The sequence below is a fragment of the Bradyrhizobium sp. SHOUNA76 genome (assembly GCF_023006445.1).
GTDB lineage: Bacteria > Pseudomonadota > Alphaproteobacteria > Rhizobiales > Xanthobacteraceae > Bradyrhizobium.
In genome coordinates this window covers 1-1,410 of sequence record NZ_JALBHA010000881.1, presented here as the reverse complement: position 1 = coordinate 1,410, position 1,410 = coordinate 1, and the positions used below count along the sequence as shown (strand labels likewise).

The window sequence follows — 1,410 nt, the reverse complement described above, 5'->3', positions numbered from 1 at the left end:
CGCGAGGCGGGCCGGATCGCGGGCCGCGTGAGGATCGTGGCGAGCGCAGCTTCAAGCCGCGCGGCGACCGTCCGAATTTCGATCGCGGTGATCGTGCGCCGCGCGGTGATCGCCCGGAGCGCAAATTCGGCGGCGAGCGAAAGTTTTCGCGTGGTGCACCGGATCGTGGGCCGCGCAAGGATTTTGGTGGCCGCGACCGCGGCGAGGACAAGCCCTGGCAGAAGCGCGACGACCGTCGCGATGGTGGCCGCGGCGAAGACCGTCCGCGCTTTTCGCGCTCGCGCGACGACCGTCCGTCGGGTGATCGTCCGTTCCGTGACCGTCCGAAATTCGATCGTCCGCGCGAACGCTCCGAAGGCCGTTCCGATTGGCACGAGCATCCGCGCAGCGAGGGCCGTTTCGGTGATCGTCCGCGCCGTGAAAACGAGGACGATAGCAGGATCTTCGAGAAACGCCCCGCCTTCGGTGGCCGCGGCGCCTATCGCGAGCGCGACCGTGATTTTGACCGGCGGCCGCGCCGGGAAGAAGAGTCGAAGCCGAAGAAGGCCGGCGAGCGCATCGCCAAGGCGCTGGCGCGTGCGGGGCTTGCCTCGCGCCGCGACGCCGAGGAAATGGTCACGCAGGGCCGCGTCACCGTCAACGGTCGTGTCATCAACTCGCCCGCGCTCGACATCACCAAGAACGACGTCGTCCTGGTCGACGGCAAGCCGTTGCCGGAGCGCGAGCGCACGCGGCTGTTCCTCTATCACAAGCCGCGCGGGCTGATGACCACACATGACGACCCCGAGGGGCGTCCGACCGTGTTCGACAATCTGCCGGAAGGCCTGCCGCGGCTGATCAGCGTCGGGCGGCTCGACTTCAACACCGAGGGCCTGCTGCTGCTCACCAATGACGGCGGGCTCGCGCGCACGCTCGAGCTCCCCGATACCGGCTGGCTGCGCCGCTACCGCGTTCGCGCCCATGGCGACGTCACCCAGGCGCAGCTCGACGAGCTCAAAAATGGCATCGAGGTCGAGGGCGTAAAATACGGTCCGATCGAAGCGACGCTGGAGCGCGACCAGGGCGCCAATGTCTGGCTGGTGTTTGCGATCCGCGAGGGCAAGAATCGTGAGGTGCGCAATGTCTGCGCCCATCTCGGGCTCGAGGTGAACCGGCTGATCCGTGTGTCCTACGGTCCGTTCCAGCTCGGCGAGGTCCCCGAAGGCCAGGTCGAGGAGATCAAGTCGCGGGTGCTGCGCGACCAACTCGGCGACAAGGTGATCGAGAAGGCGGGGGCGCAGTTCGACGTGCCGCAGAAGTCCGCTTCAAGCGACGACGATGCGCCGCGCGAGACGAAGCCCGTCAGCAAGCGCGGCGTGATCAACGACCGCAAGGGCCGCCGCGTGCTGGTGCAGCGCACCTGCAGCGAGG

Annotated in this window: 1 protein-coding gene; it reads left to right on the top strand. The window is 68.0% G+C overall.

Features of this window, described 5'->3' with window-relative positions; genetic code table 11:
- Positions 1-1,410 (top strand): pseudouridine synthase (locus tag MOV74_RS38205; RefSeq protein ID WP_246932686.1); only part of this gene is annotated, 1,410 nt, incomplete at both ends.